A 14776-nucleotide genomic window follows, 5' to 3' on the forward strand; every position below is an offset into this window, starting at 1 on the left:
GGGGCGGTCACGAGCGGGGTGGCGTCAGGCGTGGGCCGCGATAGGGCAGGGTGGCGCTGTAGACCACGTTGGTGGTGGTGCTGCCGAACCCGGCGAGATCGTTGACGACCTGTTCGAGGTGCGCCATTGACATCGCGGCCACCTTCAGCACGTAACAGTCGTCTCCCGTGGTGCGCAGGCACTCCAGAATCTCCGACCGTCGTTCCAGCAGCCGGTGCAGCGGTTCGTGCCGGCTGCCGGGGTACTTGAGCCGGACCACCGCGAGCACGGCGAAGCCCGCCTTGGGTAGGTCGACCTCGGCGCGGTAGCCGCTGATCACACCGGTCGCCTCGAGTCGCCTCACCCGTTCGCTGGTGGCCGACGCGCTCAGCTTGACCCGGCGGCTGAGCTCGGTGATCGTCAGCCGGCCGTCGCCCTGCAACTCGATCAGTATGGACCAATCGACAGCGTCAAGATTCTCGGCCATCGGGCTATCTTGCCGGTGGATCCACGGCGAAAGCCAGCAAAGGCAGGGAACGCGATGTTCACACACGCAACCCACCCCGGCTAGCGTGGAACCCGTGCAAATTGGCGTCAACGTACCGAACTTTGCCCCGGGTACCGACCCCGAGATGCTGCGACGGTGGGCGCAGACGGTCGAGGGCCTCGGCTTCGACCTGCTGATGGTCTCTGATCACATCGCGGTGACCCCGGACGTGGCCGAGCAGTATCCGGCGCCGTTCTACGAGCCGTTCACCACGCTGTCCTGGCTGGCCGGGGTGACCCGCCGGGTCCGGCTGGGCACCACGGTGCTCATCGTCCCGTACCGGCACCCGCTGCTCACCGCCCGGATGGCGGCGAACCTCAACCGGCTCAGCGGCGGCCGGCTCGTCCTCGGCGTCGGCGTCGGCTGGGCCCGGCAGGAGTTCGAGGCGCTCGGCGTGCCGTTCCGGCGGCGCGGCGCGCTGACCGATGAGTACCTGCACGTCATGCGCGACGCCTGGCGGAACACCGACGACTACGATACGACCCCGATCCCGATCTGGGTCGGCGGCAACAGCGACGCCGGCATACGTCGCGCGGTACTGCTCGGTGACGCCTGGCATCCGCTGCGGGTCACGCCCGGATGGCTGGCGGCTGCAGCCGGGCGGCTGAAGGCTACCGCCGACGAACTGGGCCGGCCGGTGCCCGCGTTGATGCCGCGCATCGGACTCCGGGAGACCCGAGAAGTGGTCACCGCCCCGGACCGGCTCGCCGGTGTCGGCACCATCGAGCAGATCATCGCCGACATCGACCAGATCCGTCTGCTCGGGGCGGAAACGGTGGTGCTCGACCCGTTCAACGGAGACCTGACCGAGATCCGCCAGCCCGAACGCGCCTGGCAGACCCTTGCGGCCGTGGCCGCGTACCACAGATCCCAGGAGGACCGATGACCCCTGACGACGAGAGATTTCTCCGCCGTGCGGTGGTACTCGCCAGCGAGGCCGGGGCGTCCGGCGAACGGCCGTTCGGCTCGTTACTGGTTGGTGCGGACGGCACCGTCCTGATCGAGGACCACAACACCGTGGTCTCCGACTCGGACATCACCGCCCACCCCGAACTGAAGCTGGCCCGCTGGGCCGCTCGGGAACTCGCTCCCGACGTGGCCGCCGGCACCACCATGTTCACCAGTTGCCAGCCCTGCCCGATGTGCGCGACCGCGATCGACCGGTCCGGCCTCGGCCGGGTGGTGTACGCCCTGTCCGCCGAACAGTTCGAGGAGGTCAAGCCGGTCACCTCGCCGCTGCCCCCGGTGCGGTACGAGGGGCCGGCGCTGTTCGACGAGGCGCGCCAGCCGATCGACAACTATTACTAGAGCGGGCCATCGCGGCGGTGCGGGCGTCCGGTGGGTCCCGGTGTTGCTGGTCATGTCCCTTCCTTTGCGCTTGCATGGCCATGCGGGCTGGTGCATAATCTTCCCGTGTCCAAGGTTCTCACCTCCCTGCCCATCGGCGAACGTGTCGGCATCGCCTTCTCCGGCGGCCTCGACACCTCGGTCGCGGTCGCGTGGATGCGCGACAAGGGCGCCGTTCCCTGCGCCTACACCGCCGACATCGGCCAGTACGACGAGCCGGACATCGCCTCGGTGCCCGGTCGCGCACTCAGCTACGGCGCCGAGGTCGCCCGGCTGGTCGACTGCCGCGCCGCCCTGGTCGAGGAGGGCCTGGCGGCGTTGACCTGCGGGGCCTTCCACATCCGTTCGGGCGGGCGGGCGTACTTCAACACCACCCCGCTGGGCCGGGCCGTCACCGGGACCCTGCTGGTCCGGGCGATGATCTCCGACGACGTCCAGATCTGGGGCGACGGCTCGACCTTCAAGGGCAACGACATCGAGCGGTTCTACCGCTACGGCCTGCTGGCCAACCCGCAGCTGCGCATCTACAAGCCGTGGCTCGACACCGACTTCGTCACCGAACTCGGTGGGCGCAAGGAGATGTCGGAGTGGCTGCTGGAGCGCGGCCTGCCGTACCGGGACAGCACCGAGAAGGCGTACTCCACCGACGCCAACATCTGGGGCGCCACGCACGAGGCCAAGACCCTCGAGCACCTCGACACCGGCATCGAGACGGTCAACCCGATCATGGGAGTCCGGTTCTGGGACCCGTCGGTGGAGATCCCGACCGAGGACGTCACGATCGGCTTCGACCAGGGCCGCCCGGTGACGATCAACGGCAAGGAGTTCGGCAGCCCCGTCGACCTGGTGCTGGAGGCCAACGCCATCGGCGGCCGGCACGGCATGGGCATGTCGGACCAGATCGAGAACCGGATCATCGAGGCCAAGAGCCGGGGCATCTACGAGGCGCCCGGCATGGCGCTGCTGCACGCCGCGTACGAGCGGCTGGTCAACGCCATCCACAACGAGGACACCCTGGCGAACTACCACAACGAGGGCCGCCGCCTCGGCCGGCTGATGTACGAGGGCCGCTGGCTGGACCCGCAGGCGCTGATGCTGCGCGAGTCGTTGCAGCGCTGGGTCGGCACGGCGGTCACCGGCGAGGTGACGCTGCGGCTGCGCCGGGGCGAGGACTACTCGATCCTCGACACCACCGGCCCCGCGTTCAGCTACCACCCCGACAAGCTGTCCATGGAGCGTACGGAGGACTCGGCGTTCGGCCCGTCGGACCGGATCGGCCAGCTCACCATGCGCAACCTGGACATCGCCGACTCGCGGGCGAAGCTGGAGCAGTACGCGACCCTCGGCATGGTCGGCGGCGCGGCCCCGCAGCGGATGGTCGGTGCCGCGCAGGCGGCCTCGACCGGGCTCATCGGCGCGATGCCGCAGGGCGGCGCGGAGGCCATCGCCTCCCGGGGCGTCCCCTCCGCCGCCGACGAGGCCCTCGACCGCGCCGCGATGGAGTTCGGCGTCGACTGAGCGACGCCTCTGGACATGATCGTCACGTGGCCCGGAAGTCCCTCACGTCGAGGGCTTCCGGGCCACGTCGCTCAGGGAGCTTCGGGCCGCCTGTCGCGTCCTATCCGACGTTGAGGGCCAGCTTCCCGACATAGTGATCATTCAGGGCGCGGTGCGCATCCCCGGCTCGGGCCAACGGGAAGGTCCGGGCGACGTGGACCTCGAAGGAACTCGCCTCGATGATCGCGTTCAGCCGATCGGTGGCGGTGCGGCTTCGATCCCCGTCGTAGTGGGACACCGTCGCACCCGGCGACGTCACCGGCGCGGGCAGGACACCGTTCGGCCAGGCGATCCGTCCCGACTTCCTGATCGCGCGCAGAGATCGTTCGGCGATCTCGCCTCCCACGGTGACCAGAGCCGCATCGAGCCCGCCCGGTGCGAACTCGAACGCCGCAGCCAACACGTCGTCTCGACGACCGTCGACGGCGTCGTCGGCGCCCAGCCGCCGGGCCAGGGCGACACCGTCGTCACCAGAGGCCACGGCCAACACCCGGATGCCGCTGTGCCGCGCCAGCTGCACGGCCATGTGGCCGATACCCCCGCTGGCCCCGAAGACCATGAGCGTCTCGTCCGGCCGCAGCCCGAGCAGGTCGAGACCGCTCAGTGCGGTCAGGGCGTCCCACGCCATCGCGCCGGCCTGTCCGGTCGGCAGCCGGTCGGGCACGCGAGCCACGAACTCCGCCTCGACGACGGCGTACTCGGCGTAGGAGCCGCCACGCGGCACCGGCATCGTCGCGGCGTAGACCCGCTCGCCCACGTCGAACCGGGTGACGTTGCGCCCGACCGCGGCCACCGTGCCGGCCGCGTCCCAGCCGAGGACGTAGGGGAAGGTCGAGGCGACGCCGAAGACGCCGTCGTATTCCCCCTCCCGCTCGCCCGCGTCCCAGGATCCGACGCCTGCGTACTCCACCCGGATGAGGACGTCGTCGTCGCCAACCTGCGGGAGCGGTATCCGGCGCGACGAGAGTTCGTCGACTCCGCCGAACCGGTCAAGGACGACCGCGGTCATCTGCGGCGCCGCGATCGCGTCGCCCGTTGTGCGCTCGACTCTGCTCCCCATCGTCCCCCCTCGTTTGCTTGAGTGCATCAAGGATCATTGGAGCACAGCTATTTGAGCGAATCAACTAACTCATCTAGGCTGGGGGACATGGCGCTGCCGAACGGACCCGTGACTCCCTCGTCAGAGGCCGAGGCAGCCCTGTTCGACCTGGTCGACGTGTACGACCGCGCCTACGAGGCGGCGGCAGCCGAGCTGTCGCTCAGCCCGGCGCAGGCATGTGTGCTCGGGCGACTCGATGAGCGACGGGGCATGGGCGCCCTGGCCGAGGAACTCGGCTGCGATGCCTCCAACATCACCCAGATCGTCGTGCGTCTCGAAGCGCTCGGCCTCGTGACCCGCGAACCGAACCCCCGGGACCGCCGCGCACGACTCGTCGCGAGAACCCCCCATGGAGACGAGATCAACCACCGGTTCGCGACGGCCTTCACCTTCGCCCGTACGGCGGTCGGACGACTCTCGCCCGACGAGCAGGACCAGTTGACGGCGCTGCTGCGCAAGGCACTGGGCTGACCCGTGCCTGCGCCCTGACCCGATCGAACTGGACTCAACGGCTTCACGCGGGCGGGCCAGATCAAGCCCAGGACTCCCGGCCTCTGTGGGGCAACGGCCTCTACTGTGGCGCGGTCAACGGTTGATCGTCGTTCCGCGGGCCTCCAGGCGGGTCAGGACATCGGGGTCGTCGAGGTGCGCCAGCGAGACGTCCAGGGTGCGTAGCGCAGGCAGCGACTCCAGCGCTGCCGCTCCTGTGCATTTCCCGGTGAGTACCAGTTCCGACAGGGCCGGGTGGCCGGTCAGCGGGGTCAGGTCCAACGGCCCTGGACGGTAGCCGTGGCCGTCCAGGTCCAGGGACCGCAGGCTGGACAGTGCGTGAATGCCCTCCAGCGACGTCACGTTGTAGTCGTCGGACTCGCCGCCGGTGTCGATGTCCAGGGTCTGCTCGATCAGCATGTAGATGTCGCTGCCGCCGTCGAACTGCAACTCAGTGATCGCTGCGGCCTCGGCCGGCGGCACCGTGACGGCATGTAACAGCTTCAGTGACGCCTGTAGGCGCGGGCCCGGACCTGGGTAGCCGTCCTCCGGGCCGTCGGGGCCGGTCGACTCGATGAGCGCCTTGAGGTCGTCGGCAGCGATCGCGTCGTCCAGCAGGGCGTCCAGGACGCCCAGGTGCAGGCCGAGGTCGGGGAAGATGAGGGTCATGATCCCGACCGTATCTCGTCACTGATCTGCCTCAGGACGCGGAGCGGGTCGTCGTTCGAGTCAGGCGGGGCTGGCAACGGTTCGGAGGCGGCCGGTGCGGTGGGAAGCGGACCAACCGTCGGGTCAGGACGACGACCTGGCCCACTGCGGCATCGCGGCGTGCGTTCGGGATGGCGCTCGTAGCCGCGAACAGTGCGCCATCAGTGGTGACCCACGACAGGGTGTGCTCCAAGATCCAGGGTCTGCTGCATCGAGGAACGCTCGGTGGGAGGCACCCTCGGGCCGTGTCGGTCAGGCGCGCTTGGCGAGGCAGAGGAACGCCGTCCAGGCGGCCGGAGTGAAGGTGAGTGTCGCCCCCGCCGGGTCCTTGCTGTCGCGGACGGCGACGACGCCGGGCAGGTTGTCGGCGACCTCGACGCATTCGCCGCCACTCGACCCGCTGCGGGTGGACCTGCGCCACACGGCGTCACTGAGGTTCATGGTGCGCCTGCACTTCCTTCATCAGGTCGATGGACTGCCGGCGGGGCAGGGCCTCGGTGCGGACATTCTCCCACCGGGCCAGCAGGGCAGCCACCCCGTCCTCGTCGTCGACCACGGCCCCGCCGAGCTGATGTTCCAGGTGCCCGACCCAGCCGCCGTCGACGGAGCGGGCCAAGGCGAACGGGCCCGACGACCCGATGTGCAGCCCGGTGCTCCTCGGAACGAGGTGGATGTGGACGTGCGGCAGGTCGGCCACCTCGATCAGCCGGCCGACCTGGTCCACCATGATCCCGCTCAGTCCCTCGGCCGTCCGGCTCAGCACCGACTCGTCCACGACCACCACGATCTGCGGCGGGTCCTCCCTGGTAAGGATCTCCTGCCGGGCCAGCCGGGCGGCCAGCTTCCGCTCGACCTCGGCCTCGGAGAAGGTGTCGTTGAAGCGCAGCACGGCGCGGGCGTAGTTCTCCGTCTGGAACAGGCCGGGGACCAGAGCTGGATTGAAGTATCGGAGCTGCCTGGCGGCGCGTTCGGCCTCCAGCCACGGCCGGAACCACGACGGCTCCCGGTCCCGCTCGGCGATCCGCAGCAGCGCCACGAGCAGGTCACCGGAGCGGAGCACCTCGTCCGCGCGGGCCAGGAACGCCCGGTCGAGCGGGCGGGTGCCCGTCTCCACGGCGGACACCATCGACGCCGAATAGTGCACCATCCGGCCGAACTCCTCCTGGCTGAGGTTGGCGCTCATCCGCATCCGCCGCAGCTGGGTGCGAATAAGGTCGGCGGTCGGCTCCTCCACAGTTCCTCCACACAGGTCGCCTGAGTTCCACTCGGGATTCCGGCCCGGCGTACCGCTGTCGAAGCGCGGCCACGACCGGGCGGAATGCCTTCCGACGGTAGTCGCGCGCTCACCAGACTGTCACGCAGGCGGACCCGCTCGGCGCCCGGAGGGCTCGGGCGGGTCCGCCCGGCCGTCCGCTTCCGGGCGGCCCGTCCCTGCCGACGGAGGTCGATGTGTGTGTTTCCAGGGACCGACGGCGAACGCCTCTCGTGGCGGCGCACGTGGTCGGTTCGCCTGACTGGCGGTGCCGGGGGTGCACGGAGCCCTGGCCCTGCCCCGAGCTGCGGGCGATGCCGGATCCCGCGTCGCGGGACCTGCTGCCGGTGATCTCGGCCCTGCTCACCACCGCTATCCGCGATCTCCGCGGCCGCCCGGGCGGCCCCGACCCGATCGACGTGGTACGCCGGTTCCTGTGGTGGCTGCCGTTGAGCAACGACGAGGCCCGCGCCATCGCCCTGCGGATGCGCTGATGGCGTACCGGAGAATTCCGCACCTGCCGATGCGCCCGCTCTGGCGGTGCCGCAACTGCGGCGCGGAGTGGCCCTGTCCGCCAGGTCGGCTCGGACTGCTGACGGAGTACCGGGGCGACCGCACCGGCCTGCTGTTCCACCTTGGCGGGCTGATGGCCGAGGCCCACGCCCAGCTCACCCAGCTCAACCCCGAGCATCCTCTCGACCTGAGGGAACGCTTCCTCGACTGGGCGCGGGCCCGGGACTTACGTGACATCACAAGGATCTGGTAAGGATCGGACTGGATGCTGTAGCGATCACCCCACTGGACCAAGACCTGGCTGAAGTAGGCATTCGCTTACCCGACACACTCGGGCGGCATCGCAGCGGTGGCCAGCCTGCTGCGACGCAGGCCCGTCGCGATATCGTGCGCCGTCGGCCTTGAGAGGAAGCGTGGAGCATGACGACAACGCCTACGGGTGGCGCCCCTCGCGCCGCGAAGGCCAACGCACTGGTCCTGGCGGTCCTGCTTGCGGCTGGATGCACGCGGCCGACGGACACCGCTGAGTCACGGCCTGCCGCCGGCCACTCGCCCAGCAGCAGCCCCAATACCGTTTCGATACGACTCGACGCGCCCGAGACGCTGCTCGACGGCTGGAACGAATCGATCGACCGACGACTGCACGACATGACCAAGCAGAACATCGGCGGCTTCAAAAGACTTCTCCAGGGTGAGCCGACCAGCGCGGTGGGTACCGCCTACGCAGCGGGGAAGGAGAAGCATTCAGCGGAGCTCGGGGTTCATCGACCCGACGACAGCCGGTTCGTGCTTGTCAGCGGGGTCTCCGGCACTGTTGTCGCACCGGAAACGACGCTCGACGCCGTATTCGGCGCGCTGACGGCGGTCGTCGACGTGAAGCCGGTCGCGCCGGGACCGCTGGGCGGCACAGCACGCTGCGGCACCAGCAAGAACGCCGGCATCCGCGTCGAAGTCTGCGCGTGGGCCTCCCCGTACGTCATTGGCGTGATTCACTTCGGAGGCTTCAAGCCGGCCGACAATCCGAGCAAGATGTTTACGCAGGTGCGCGCACAGGTCGAGCACCCGGCACCGTGACCCGTAGCTGACGGCCGACCGACTGACCCCCGCAGGGCCCAGGGGGCTGTTCGGCTCCCGCGACAACGCCCATCTTCCGGCCGGTCTCGGCAGCGGATGTCGCACCGGCTGTACGCACTCGGCGGCACGAACCCGGGACGGGGTGGCTGCCCGTGCGGAATCGACGTCACGGACGGTAGCGTGTCGCCCGTGTTCCCTACCGTCCGTGAGGTCCTCGCGCTGGACCCGGTCCGCCACGGCGCTCCGCGCCTGGTCGCCGGGGACGCCGGTCTCGACCGCCCGGTGCGCTGGGTGCACGTGACCGAGGTGCCCGACATCGCCCCGCTGCTCGGCGGCGGCGAGCTGGTGCTCACCACCGGGATCGGGCTACCCGCCGACGACGCCGGGCTGCGCGCCTTCATCGGCGACCTGGCCGACGTGGGCGTCTCCGGCCTGGTCGTCGAGCTCGGCCGCCGGTACGTCAGCGGGGTGCCCCGGGTGATGGCCGCCGCCGCCGAGCGGCGCGGGCTGCCCCTGGTCGAGCTGCGGCGGGCCACCCCGTTCGTCCGGATCACCGAGGCCGTGCACGCGCTGATCGTCGACGCCCAGCTGACCGAGCTGCGGGCGACGGAGGAGATCCACCAGCGCTTTACGGAGCTGTCGGTGGAGGGCGCCGGCCCCGGCGAGGTGGTCCGGCAGGCCGCCGACCTCTCCGGCTGCCCGGTGGTGCTGGAGAACCTCTCCCGGCAGGTGCTCGCGTACGACCCGGCGGGGGAGAGCGCCGAGCTGCTGCTGGACTGCTGGGAGCAGCACTCGCGGCGGATCCGGCCGGCGGGGCGCACCGCGTACGACGGTGACAACGGGTGGCTGGTGACCACGGTGGGCGCCCGGGGACAGGACTGGGGGCGGCTGTTGCTGCGCTGGCCCGGCGGGGGCGACCTGGCGGCGGGCCGGCGCGTGTTCGACCCCGCCGAGGAGGGCGGTGCCCCCGTCGGCGTCGCCGCGCCGCCCGTGGTCCCGCCCACCCGACTGACCATCCTCGTCGAGCGGGCCGCCTCGACGCTGGCCCTGGGCCGGCTCATCCGGCGCGACGCCGAGGGCCTGGAGCGGCAGATCCACCGTACGCTGCTCACCGCCCTGCTCGACCACTCGCTGCCGGTGGACGAGGTCGCCCTGCGGGCCCGGGCGCTCGGCGTGCTGTTGGAGCGCCGGCACCTGGTCGGGGTGGTGGTCCGGCACCGCGCCGACGACCCGGCGGGGGAGGGCGGCCCGGCCCCGGACCAGGGGCAGCCGGGCGGTCCGGAGGCGGGCCCCGCTCGGCTGCGTGATCTCGCCGAGGCGGTCGGGCAGGCGTTGCACGAGGCGAAGCTGACCGGGCTGTCCAGCGCCATCGACGACCACGCCGTCGGCGTGCTGCTCGCCCTGCCGGAGCCGGCGGCCGAGGAACGGTCGCTGGCGGCGTTCGCGACCGCGCTGCACCGCACCCGGCCGGACACATCCGCCCGCTCGGACGGCCATGCCCGCCCGGACGGGCTCGTTCGCCCGGACGGTCATCCTCGCCCGGGCGGCTCCGCTCGTCCCGACGGGCAGGCCCGCCCGGGCGGCACCGGCCGCGGTGACGTACCGGCCCGGTCCCACGGGCGGACGAACGGCGTGGCCCGGCCGGCCGGCGGCGGCCTGCTCGTCGCGGCCGGTTCTGGCGTGCCCAGCCTGCGGGAGGCGCGCCGCTCGCTGGTCGAGGCCCGGCAGATCGCCGACGCCGCCCGGCGGGACCGGCGGGACCTGCCGGTCTTCCGGCTGCCGCACGTCGGGCTGGCGGGGCTGCTGCACCTGCTGCGCGACGAGCCCCGGTTGCAGACCTTCGTCGAGCGGGAACTCGGCGCACTGCTGACCCACGACGCGCAGCACCCACGGGAGCAGCTGCTGGGCACCCTGCGGGCGTACCTGGAGCAGGGCCGCAACAAGTCGGCGGCGGCCGGGGCGGCACACCTGTCCCGGCCGGCCTTCTACGAGCGGCTGGCCCGGATCCGCCGCGTCCTGGACGTGGACCTCGACTCGGTGGAGGCCTGCCTCTCCCTGCACGTAGCCCTACTGGCCCTGGACGCCATCCGCACCCACCCCGGCTCACCCCGTTGACCCCGACCCACCCCGGCCCACCCCGTTGATCATGAAGTTGTTGCCGCGACACGCCGAGGCGGAGCGCAACAACTTCATGATCAACGAGGCGAAGGAGGGGTGGGGGTCAGGTCAGGGCCGTGAGGGCCTTCGCGTAGGGCGGGGGGATGTGGTTGGGGCCGCCGGGGGTGAAGACGTCCGAGGTGGCCGCCGTCGACCAGGCCGTGGCCGGGACCGCGTCGACGAGGGCGCGGACCACCGGGGCGTCGCGCCACTGGTGCTGCTCGGCCAGCAGGCTCAGGGCCACCACGGACTCCTCCACCTCGCCGACGCACTCGAACGGCTTGTGCCCGTCCACGCCCAGCAGCTCCCGGTAGCCGGGGATCTGCGACTCGTCGGCGAGCAGGTCACCGCCGAAGATGTGGGTGACCCGCTCGCGCGACATGAACGGCGCCATGGCCAGGAAGACGAACCGGCACTTCGGGCAGTCGCGGCACCAGCGCTCGCTGGCGTCGCGCAGCTTGAACGCGGCGTTGCAGCTCGTCACCACGTCGTCGTAGCGGTCGATCTCGGCGAACGACCGGGCGATGTGCAGCTCCGACAGCGAGCGCAGCAGCGAGAAGTAGGGCTCGGTCAGCCCGGCGTGCGCGGCCAGCGCGGCCCGGAGCAGCCCCTCCGCCTCCACGCCCTTGGACCACTGGTGGTTGATCTCGTGGCCGTTCCAGACCAGGTTCGGGTCCGACGCCGAGCGCTCGTTGGACATCACCACCGGGCCCAGGCCGTGCAGCACCGCCGTGGCGACGGCGATCAGCGAGTTGATCGCGGTGACCGGGATGTGGCCGTTGCGGGCCCCGGCGGCGTTGAGCTCGAACAGCACCGGGTCGATGCGCCGCCGGGCGGCGAGCGGGGCCAGCCCGGACGCCTCGTTCACCGCGACGATCACGTGGTTCGGGTTGACCGAGAAGGGCACCGGGTCGAAGCCCGCCCGGCGCAGGGCCTCCAGGCTGACGATGGAGTCCTTGCCGCCACCCACTGCCGAGAGCGGACGCCGGTCGGAGTCGTCGTACTCCCGGGGCGGGGACACCTCGCCCGCCGGCACCTCCGGGCGCAGCTCCAGCACGTGCGGCAGCTGGTTGCGGTACGCGTACTCCGCGAGGCCCTTGGTGTAGACGGCGGTGACCAGCTCGGCGGCGGCCGGGCCCAGCGGCGCCGGCAGCACCAGGCGCGGCGGCGCGGCGGCCTTGTAGTAGCTGACGCCGGCGACCACGTGCAGCAGCTCCAGCACCCGGCCCAGGGTCGCCACGGTCTCGTCCGAGGGCGGCGCGTCCGGCAGGGGAAGGGTGACCACCTCGGTGAACCGCTGCTCGCCGTCGGGGCCGGTGAGGGCGTAGTCGAACAACACCTCCCCGGTGGAGAGGTCGATCGAGTAGGACGGGAAGGTGAAGGCGTCCATCCGCCGGAGCTGCTCGTTGGGCACACGCCATACTAGGCCCTGGTTCGTCCGGCCGTGTCCGGCTGCGCCGGACCCCGTCCCTGCCACGCCCGACAACACCCCCTGAGGAGAGCCCGTGCGCCTGTCTGACCTGCGCGGACGTACCGTCGCCGTCTGGGGGGCCGGCCGGGAGGGCCGGGCCGCGGTGACCGCGATCGCCGCGCACGGCCCGGCCGACCTGGTCGCCGTCGACGACAGCGCCAACTTCCTCAGCCTGCCCTGGGAGGGGCCGCTGGCCGAGGCGGCGCCGCTGGTCACCGGCGAGGAGGGCTTCGCCCGGCTGGCCGCCGCCGACGTGGTGATCCGCTCGCCCGGCGTGCCGCAGACCCACCCGTGGTTGGTGGAGCTGCGCCGGCGCGGGGCCACCGTCACCCAGGGCACCGCCCTGTGGATGGCCGACCACGCCGCCCGCACCGTCGGCGTCACCGGCAGCAAGGGCAAGAGCACCACCTCCAGCCTGATCAGCCACCTGCTCGCCGCCGTGGACCGGCCGAACGTGTTCGGCGGCAACATCGGCGTGCCGACGCTGGACCTGCCGGAGGCGGAGCTGTACGTCCTGGAGCTGTCCAGCTACCAGTGCAGCGACCTGACCGACTCGCCCCGGGTGGCGGTCGTCACCGCGCTCTTCCCCGAGCACCTCGACGCGCACGGCGGCGAGCGCGAGTACTACCGGGACAAGCTCAACCTGCTGGCGCACGGGCCACGGACGGTGGTGGTCAACGGCGCCGACCCGAGGCTCGCCCTCGAACTGGGCGACCGCGCGGCGGTACGCGCCGGCCTGCCGGACACCGCCCACGTGGCCGGCGGCGCGGACGGTACGCCCTGGTTCCACCTCGGCGACCGGCCGCTCTTCCCGCGCGCGGTGCTGCCGCTGGTCGGCCGGCACAACGAGGGCAACCTCTGCGTCGCGCTCGCCGTGCTCGACGCGCTCGGCGTCGACGTGGTGGAACGGCGGGACACCCTGGCCGTGGCGGTCGCCGAGTTCCAGGGGCTGGCCCACCGCCTCACCGAGATCGCCGACCCGTCCGGCCTCACCTTCGTCGACGACACCCTCGCCACCAGCCCGTACGCAGCCATGCACGCCATCGACGCGTACGAGGGGCGGCCGTTGACGGTGATCGTCGGCGGCACCGACCGGGGCCTGGACTACACGCCGCTGCGCGAGCACCTCGCGGAGCGCGAGCTGACCGTGCTCGGCATCCCCGACAGCGGCCCCCGGATCGTCGAGGCGCTCGCCGGCCTGCCGAAGGTGCGTACCGAGGTGGTCGACGACCTGGTCGACGCCGTCCGGCTGGCCCGCGAGGTGACCCCGGCCGACGGGGTGGTGCTGCTCTCCCCGGCGGCGCCGAGCTACGGGCGGTTCCGCAACTTCGAGCACCGCTCCGAGGTCTTCGCCCAGGCGGTACGCGACACCGCCGGCTGACTCAGCCCCGGTCGGCGGGCGTCGGGTGCGTCGTGCCCAGGCCCGGCAACAGCTCGCCGTCGCCCGCGTCGTCGTCCGGGTCCCCGGTCCGTGGGGCCGGTGTTCCGGGCGCCCCGGTGGCGCCGGCCGGTGGGTGCCGCTTGTCAGGCGTCCAGGCGAAGGCGAGTGCCCCGCCGACGAGGGCCAGCAGCATCCCGACCAGGAAGCCGCCCAGGTTCGAGGTCAGCCAGGAGACCAGCCCGAGCAGCAGGGAGAGCACGGCGTAGAAGACCCGCTGCTGCGGAGTGGCGACCAGCAGCACCCCGCAGAGCACCAGGACGGCCGGCACCAGGTACGCGGCCAGCCCCTGTGGCCCGACGTGCAGCAGCACCCCGAGCGGTGCGCGCAGGGTCACGAGCATCTCCAGGCCGCCGAGCGCGATCAGCACCCCGGCGGTGAACGGGCGGCCCCGCCGCCAGCGGCGCCAGCGCCCGTCGGATCGGCGGGCGGCTGGCACCGGGTGGTGTCCCGCGGCGGTCACGTCAGCATCCGTCGGAGGTGAACGCCATGCGCAGGTCGGGCAGGTTGAAGACGGCGGCCGTGGTGGCGTAGTTGTTCTGCCGCAGGTTGGTGATGACCACCGTGTCCGACTGCTGGGCGAAGACGCCGGGGTTGCCCTTCACCCCGGGCACCTGGTCGAGGGTGCTGGCGTCCTGCCCGACGTTGATGTTCTTGAACGAGGCGTTGCCGGCGACCTCGTCGCCGTCGACGACCAGGGTGCGGGCGGTGACCGGCGTGCCCTTGCCGCCGGCGGTGATCTTCAGGTGGACGCCGCCCAGGTTGATGCTCTGGCAGAGGTTCGTCAGCTCGGCCTTGTCGATGGCCGACACCATCACCAGGACCTGCCCGCCGGTGTCGCCCTGGTTGGGGCTGTCCGGAATCATCTGGTCGATGGTGGCGAACTGCTCGAATCCCGTGCCGGTGAGCTTGTCGGCGGTGACGGTGAACGGCATGCCGGAGATGGCGAACTGCGCGCCCAGTACGCCCTGGGCGGTCAGCACGACCATGCCGGCGGCGCCCGCCACGACGGTGCCCAGCGTGACGGCGAACCGGCGCCAGCGCACGCCGCTGCGCGGCGGATCGGGTTCGATCGGTGCGAGCTGCTCCGACATGGCGGCTCCCTTTCGAAGATCAATTGATCGGCGACAATGGAAAATCGGCTC

At 71.6% G+C, this 14776-nt stretch carries 17 protein-coding genes; 9 read left to right on the top strand and 8 right to left on the bottom strand.

Annotation, left to right across the window (positions count from 1 at the left end; translation table 11 throughout):
- Window positions 1-7: 7 nt before the first annotated feature.
- Window positions 8-466, bottom strand: coding sequence for an Lrp/AsnC family transcriptional regulator (locus EV374_RS23195; RefSeq protein WP_132238764.1), 459 nt, complete (start codon window positions 464-466; stop codon window positions 8-10).
- 145 nt (window positions 467-611) lie between these two features.
- Here EV374_RS23195 and EV374_RS23200 point away from each other — a divergent pair, with 145 nt between their 5' ends.
- The 3 genes from EV374_RS23200 (at window position 612) to argG (ending at window position 3391) form a co-directional block, all read left to right on the top strand.
- Window positions 612-1412 carry an LLM class flavin-dependent oxidoreductase gene (locus tag EV374_RS23200; protein WP_207914477.1) on the top strand — a complete coding sequence of 267 codons (801 nt, stop codon included), beginning with the start codon at window positions 612-614 and terminating at the stop codon, window positions 1410-1412.
- Window positions 1409-1834 (top strand): nucleoside deaminase, encoded by a 426-nt coding sequence (locus EV374_RS23205; RefSeq protein WP_132238768.1) that lies wholly within the window; start codon window positions 1409-1411, stop codon window positions 1832-1834. Before EV374_RS23200 ends, EV374_RS23205 begins: the two co-directional genes overlap by 4 nt.
- Window positions 1835-1939: 105 nt before the next feature.
- Window positions 1940-3391: an argininosuccinate synthase gene (argG, locus tag EV374_RS23210; protein ID WP_132238770.1), complete on the top strand. Its 1452-nt coding sequence runs from the start codon at window positions 1940-1942 to the stop codon at window positions 3389-3391.
- 100 nt (window positions 3392-3491) lie between these two features.
- On the opposite strand, the gene EV374_RS23215 is transcribed toward argG, so the two are convergent.
- A complete protein-coding gene (locus EV374_RS23215; protein WP_132238772.1) occupies window positions 3492-4490 on the bottom strand; it encodes an NADP-dependent oxidoreductase in 999 nt (332 codons plus the stop codon).
- Between the two features lie 87 nt (window positions 4491-4577).
- On the opposite strand from EV374_RS23215, the gene EV374_RS23220 reads away from it, so the two are divergent.
- Window positions 4578-5000, top strand: coding sequence for a MarR family transcriptional regulator (locus tag EV374_RS23220; protein ID WP_132238774.1), 423 nt, complete (start codon window positions 4578-4580; stop codon window positions 4998-5000).
- A gap of 114 nt (window positions 5001-5114) precedes the next feature.
- Here EV374_RS23220 and EV374_RS23225 read toward each other — a convergent pair whose 3' ends face one another.
- The 3 genes from EV374_RS23225 to EV374_RS23235 form a co-directional block, all read right to left on the bottom strand.
- Window positions 5115-5687 (bottom strand): DUF6892 domain-containing protein, encoded by a 573-nt coding sequence (locus tag EV374_RS23225; RefSeq protein ID WP_132238776.1) that lies wholly within the window; start codon window positions 5685-5687, stop codon window positions 5115-5117.
- Window positions 5688-5978: 291 nt separating this feature from the next.
- Window positions 5979-6167, bottom strand: a complete 189-nt coding sequence (locus tag EV374_RS23230; protein ID WP_132238778.1) for a DUF397 domain-containing protein — start codon at window positions 6165-6167, stop codon at window positions 5979-5981.
- Window positions 6154-6960 carry a helix-turn-helix domain-containing protein gene (locus EV374_RS23235; protein WP_486485907.1) on the bottom strand — a complete coding sequence of 269 codons (807 nt, stop codon included), beginning with the start codon at window positions 6958-6960 and terminating at the stop codon, window positions 6154-6156. The genes EV374_RS23230 and EV374_RS23235 overlap by 14 nt, the downstream gene beginning before the upstream one ends.
- A 332-nt stretch (window positions 6961-7292) precedes the next feature.
- Here EV374_RS23235 and EV374_RS23240 point away from each other — a divergent pair, with 332 nt between their 5' ends.
- The 4 genes from EV374_RS23240 to EV374_RS23255 all read left to right on the top strand — a co-directional run bounded on the left by EV374_RS23240 (window position 7293) and on the right by EV374_RS23255 (window position 10680).
- Complete coding sequence (locus EV374_RS23240; protein ID WP_132238780.1) at window positions 7293-7472, top strand: hypothetical protein; 180 nt, start codon at window positions 7293-7295, stop codon at window positions 7470-7472.
- Window positions 7472-7744 carry a flavin reductase gene (locus EV374_RS23245; RefSeq protein WP_132238782.1) on the top strand — a complete coding sequence of 91 codons (273 nt, stop codon included), beginning with the start codon at window positions 7472-7474 and terminating at the stop codon, window positions 7742-7744. The genes EV374_RS23240 and EV374_RS23245 overlap by 1 nt, the downstream gene beginning before the upstream one ends.
- A 167-nt stretch (window positions 7745-7911) precedes the next feature.
- The gene (locus tag EV374_RS23250; protein ID WP_132238784.1) at window positions 7912-8565 is read left to right on the top strand and encodes a hypothetical protein; all 654 of its coding nucleotides are present in this window, start codon (window positions 7912-7914) and stop codon (window positions 8563-8565) included.
- 189 nt (window positions 8566-8754) lie between these two features.
- Window positions 8755-10680 carry a PucR family transcriptional regulator gene (locus EV374_RS23255; RefSeq protein ID WP_486485908.1) on the top strand — a complete coding sequence of 642 codons (1926 nt, stop codon included), beginning with the start codon at window positions 8755-8757 and terminating at the stop codon, window positions 10678-10680.
- Between the two features lie 106 nt (window positions 10681-10786).
- Here the strand turns inward: EV374_RS23255 and EV374_RS23260 are convergent, their stop codons facing one another.
- A complete protein-coding gene (locus EV374_RS23260) occupies window positions 10787-12136 on the bottom strand; it encodes a MurL-like N-terminal domain-containing (protein ID WP_132238788.1) in 1350 nt (449 codons plus the stop codon).
- 91 nt (window positions 12137-12227) lie between these two features.
- Between EV374_RS23260 and murD the strand changes: the two genes are divergently transcribed.
- Entirely contained in the window at window positions 12228-13574 is a 1347-nt protein-coding gene (gene murD, locus EV374_RS23265; protein WP_132238790.1) for a UDP-N-acetylmuramoyl-L-alanine--D-glutamate ligase, read from the top strand.
- A gap of 1 nt (window position 13575) precedes the next feature.
- Here murD and EV374_RS23270 read toward each other — a convergent pair whose 3' ends face one another.
- Entirely contained in the window at window positions 13576-14094 is a 519-nt protein-coding gene (locus tag EV374_RS23270) for a DUF6114 domain-containing protein (RefSeq protein ID WP_486485909.1), read from the bottom strand.
- A gap of 1 nt (window position 14095) precedes the next feature.
- Entirely contained in the window at window positions 14096-14725 is a 630-nt protein-coding gene (locus EV374_RS23275) for a DUF6230 family protein (RefSeq protein ID WP_132238792.1), read from the bottom strand.
- Window positions 14726-14776 lie beyond the last annotated feature (51 nt).

The organism is Micromonospora sp. CNZ303 (genome assembly GCF_004345505.1).

Coding starts and splice junctions, on each gene's coding strand:
- EV374_RS23215 (WP_132238772.1), bottom strand. CDS start 4,490: ATGGGGAGCAGAGTCGAGCGCACAACGGGCGACGCGATCGCGGCGCCG.
- EV374_RS23220 (WP_132238774.1), top strand. CDS start 4,578: ATGGCGCTGCCGAACGGACCCGTGACTCCCTCGTCAGAGGCCGAGGCA.
- EV374_RS23195 (WP_132238764.1), bottom strand. CDS start 466: ATGGCCGAGAATCTTGACGCTGTCGATTGGTCCATACTGATCGAGTTG.
- EV374_RS23225 (WP_132238776.1), bottom strand. CDS start 5,687: ATGACCCTCATCTTCCCCGACCTCGGCCTGCACCTGGGCGTCCTGGAC.
- EV374_RS23245 (WP_132238782.1), top strand. CDS start 7,472: ATGGCGTACCGGAGAATTCCGCACCTGCCGATGCGCCCGCTCTGGCGG.
- EV374_RS23200 (WP_207914477.1), top strand. CDS start 612: ATGCTGCGACGGTGGGCGCAGACGGTCGAGGGCCTCGGCTTCGACCTG.
- EV374_RS23275 (WP_132238792.1), bottom strand. CDS start 14,725: ATGTCGGAGCAGCTCGCACCGATCGAACCCGATCCGCCGCGCAGCGGC.
- EV374_RS23230 (WP_132238778.1), bottom strand. CDS start 6,167: ATGAACCTCAGTGACGCCGTGTGGCGCAGGTCCACCCGCAGCGGGTCG.
- EV374_RS23205 (WP_132238768.1), top strand. CDS start 1,409: ATGACCCCTGACGACGAGAGATTTCTCCGCCGTGCGGTGGTACTCGCC.
- EV374_RS23240 (WP_132238780.1), top strand. CDS start 7,293: ATGCCGGATCCCGCGTCGCGGGACCTGCTGCCGGTGATCTCGGCCCTG.
- EV374_RS23250 (WP_132238784.1), top strand. CDS start 7,912: ATGACGACAACGCCTACGGGTGGCGCCCCTCGCGCCGCGAAGGCCAAC.